This is a genomic window from Aquabacterium sp. UBA2148, assembly GCF_002328915.1.
GTDB classification, from domain to species: domain Bacteria; phylum Pseudomonadota; class Gammaproteobacteria; order Burkholderiales; family Burkholderiaceae_C; genus Aquabacterium; species Aquabacterium parvum.
Genome location: NZ_DCXA01000179.1, coordinates 1 through 2906, shown reverse-complemented (window position 1 = coordinate 2906; position 2906 = coordinate 1). Strand labels below are relative to the sequence as shown.

Below are 2906 nucleotides of genomic sequence, written 5' to 3'. Positions count from 1 at the left end.
CCGACCTTGCGCGAGCAGGCGCGCCAGCACGGCCCTGCTCTGGAACGGGCGGGCCAGGCCTTGTTGCGCGACTGGGTGGCCGGACAGACGAGCGGCGCTAGCTGACGTCCGTGCGCTGGACAGGGATTTAAAGATGCATGCAAAATGCATCTATTGATCCGCCATCCCTGTCCCGCCATGCTCGACACCCTCGTTCGCCAGACCGTCAAGGCCACCGCCCCCGTGCTCGAAACCCACGGGGTCGAGCTGACCCGCCACTTCTATGCGCGCATGTTCCAGCACAACCCGGAGCTGCGCGAAATCTTCAACCAGGGTCATCAGCGCAGTGGCGCGCAACAGCAGGCCCTGGCGATGGCGGTGGCCGCCTACGCCCGCCACATCGACGATCCCAGTGTGCTCATGCCGGTGCTCGAGCGCATCGCGCACAAGCACGTGAGCCTGGGCATCCGCGCCGAGCACTACGGCATCGTCGGGCGTCACCTGCTGGCCTCGATCGGCGAGGTGCTGGGCGAGGCGGCCACGCCACAAGTCATCGACGCCTGGGCCCAAGCCTATGGGCAACTGGCCGACGTGCTCATCGGCCTGGAGAGTGGTCTTTACCAGGCGGCGTCGCAGCAGCCAGGTGGCTGGACGGGCTGGCGCACTTTTCGCGTCGTGCGCAAACAGGCCGAGAGCGACGAGATCACGTCCTTCGAGCTGGCGCCGGCCGACGGCGGCACGGTGCCACCGTTCCGGCCGGGTCAGTACGTGTCGGTGCGCGTGGTGGTGCCCGAGCTGGGCTACCGCCAGCCCCGCCAGTACAGCCTCTCGGATGCACCGGGCAAGGGCCACTTGCGCATCTCGGTCAAACGCGAAGAGGGTGCGGCGCAGCGGCCTCATGGCATGGTGTCCAAGCACCTGCACCAGCGGCTGGCCGAGGGCGATGTCATCGAGGTGGCCCCTCCGGCTGGTGAATTTTTCCTGCACGAAGACCGCGACACTCCCGTGGTGCTGATCAGCGCGGGCGTGGGCATCACGCCAATGATGTCGATGCTCGAGCACTTGCACGCGCAAGGATCGAGCCGCGCGGTGCGCTTTTTCCATGCGGCGCGCGACGCCGGGGCTCAGGCTTTTGCCCCCCGCGTTCGGCAGCTGGTGGGCTCGCTGCCGGATGGCTCGGCTTGGATCGTTCACGAAGAGGTGGGCGCAACCGACGACGCGGCCGTGCACGACGCACCTGGTCAGCTGGACCTGAGCAAGCAGGCCTTGCCTGCCAACGCAGACCACTACGTGTGTGGCCCTCGTGGCTTCATGGCAGCGCAGATCGCTGCCTTGCGAGCCCTGGGAGTGCCCCAGGAGCGCATCCACGCCGAGGCCTTCGGCACGGGCGGGGTGGCGGCCTGACCCCTGCGGCTATGCTGCGCCCATGCAACTGACACGATTCTCCGACCTGGGCTTGCGCGTGTTGATGGACCTGTCGGTCCTGGCGCCCGATGCCGTGACCACGATCGCCGAGGTGACCGAGCGCTTTCAGGTGCCGCACAACCACCTGAGCAAGGTCGTGCAGTTCATGGGTCAGCAGGGCTGGTTGCACACGGTGCGCGGCAAGGGGGGCGGCATCCGCCTGGCCTGGCCGCTGCAGGCATACCGGCTCGGTCAGGTGGTGCGCGCGCTCGAGCGCACCACCGAGGTCATCGACTGTGCCGAGCCGCCCTGTGTGCTGCGAGGCCGTTGTTCGCTCAAGGGCTTGCTCGACGAAGCGAACGAGGCGTTCTACGTTGCGCTGGACCGGCACACCCTGGCCGACGCCGTGGCCTCGCCCACGGGAGAAGCCATCGTCCGCCTGAATCGCCGATCCAGGTCGGCCTGACACAGGAGCTGCACCATGGCCCTGCCCCACGCGCACCCCGATGACGTCGTCGATCTGCTGCCTGCCCCGGGTGCCGCACCCGCGCCGGTGAGCGTCAGCCTGCTGCGCACGGCGAACCTGCAGCTCTTGCGCCTGGTGCTGCCGGCCGGCCAGCGCATGCCCGAGCACCGGGTGCCCGGCGAGCTGACCATCCAGTGCCTTCGCGGCTGCGTGGACATCGGCACGCCGAAGGGCCCGCGCGCGCTGTCAGCCGGTCAGCTGGTGGCCCTGGCGGGCGACGAGCCCCACGACGTGCTCGCCACCGAAGCGTCGGTGCTGCTGCTCACCCTGTTGCACCCGACGGCGCCCTGAACACCTCTTCCTCACCATGCTCGCGCAGCAAGGCCAGCAGCTGCTTGCGCATGATCATGCCGGGCTTGTCCGATGGCATCGAGTACTCCACGCCGTGGCGGCTGGCGTCGACCATGGCATCGGGGTCGGTGGACTCGATGATCACCTTGTCCTCGCGCGTGATCTCGAAGTCGAAATCGATGAGCGTCTGCGCCGGGCAGTCGGCCTCGGTGTCGTTGCGGAACAGCCATTGCGCCACCTGGATGTGGCCGTCGTCGATCGGCGCCAGGCTGTTGATGATGATGTGGCGGATGCCGCTGGGGTACTCGATGTCGAGCCGGCGCGCAAAGGGCCGGTACCACTCGTTGCGCATGTGGCGCGTGGTGATCGGCTCTTTCACGCCGCTGACGCATTGCAGGTGCGGCGGGTTCACGGCCTCGATCACCGTTTCGGCGTAGAAGCCGCTGGCGGTTTCTTCGATGCGGTAGCTGCTGGGCTTGGGTGAGGCAGCCACGCCGAAGGTGTTGCGGTGCACGAAGCTGAAGTGCGAGTTGTCGAACGAGTTCTCCATGAAGCGCAGGCCGCTGGTCGCCCAAGTTTCGTAGAACTGGAAGATGGTGCGGTAAGCCGGGTCGTCGAACTCGGGGATGCTGGGGATGTCGTCGATGGGCTCGCCCAGGCAGACCCAGGCGTAGCCGTAGCGGCCGGTGCAGCGGTAAGACGTGGT

The 2906-nt window shown here is 67.6% G+C and carries 4 protein-coding genes; 3 read left to right on the top strand and 1 reads right to left on the bottom strand.

Features of this window, described 5'->3' with window-relative positions; translation table 11 throughout:
* Window positions 1–177: 177 nt before the first annotated feature.
* Genes hmpA through B2W70_RS10030 form a run of 3 tightly spaced genes read left to right on the top strand, consistent with a single transcriptional unit; the run spans window position 178 to window position 2200 of the window.
* Complete coding sequence (gene hmpA, locus B2W70_RS10040; RefSeq protein ID WP_286745375.1) at window positions 178–1383, top strand: NO-inducible flavohemoprotein; 1206 nt, start codon at window positions 178–180, stop codon at window positions 1381–1383.
* Between the two features lie 22 nt (window positions 1384–1405).
* Window positions 1406–1849 (top strand): Rrf2 family transcriptional regulator, encoded by a 444-nt coding sequence (locus tag B2W70_RS10035; RefSeq protein ID WP_286745373.1) that lies wholly within the window; start codon window positions 1406–1408, stop codon window positions 1847–1849.
* A gap of 15 nt (window positions 1850–1864) precedes the next feature.
* Window positions 1865–2200 (top strand): cupin, encoded by a 336-nt coding sequence (locus B2W70_RS10030; protein WP_286745371.1) that lies wholly within the window; start codon window positions 1865–1867, stop codon window positions 2198–2200.
* On the opposite strand, the gene B2W70_RS10025 is transcribed toward B2W70_RS10030, so the two are convergent.
* The coding region (locus tag B2W70_RS10025; protein ID WP_286745367.1) for a Rieske (2Fe-2S) protein at window positions 2172–2906 on the bottom strand (735 nt) is incomplete at its 5' end. The genes B2W70_RS10030 and B2W70_RS10025 overlap by 29 nt on opposite strands.

Excerpts from the sequence above, each read along its gene's own strand:
- hmpA (WP_286745375.1), top strand. The coding sequence starts at position 178 with ATGCTCGACACCCTCGTTCGCCAGACCGTCAAGGCCACCGCCCCCGTG.
- B2W70_RS10035 (WP_286745373.1), top strand. The coding sequence starts at position 1,406 with ATGCAACTGACACGATTCTCCGACCTGGGCTTGCGCGTGTTGATGGAC.
- B2W70_RS10030 (WP_286745371.1), top strand. The coding sequence starts at position 1,865 with ATGGCCCTGCCCCACGCGCACCCCGATGACGTCGTCGATCTGCTGCCT.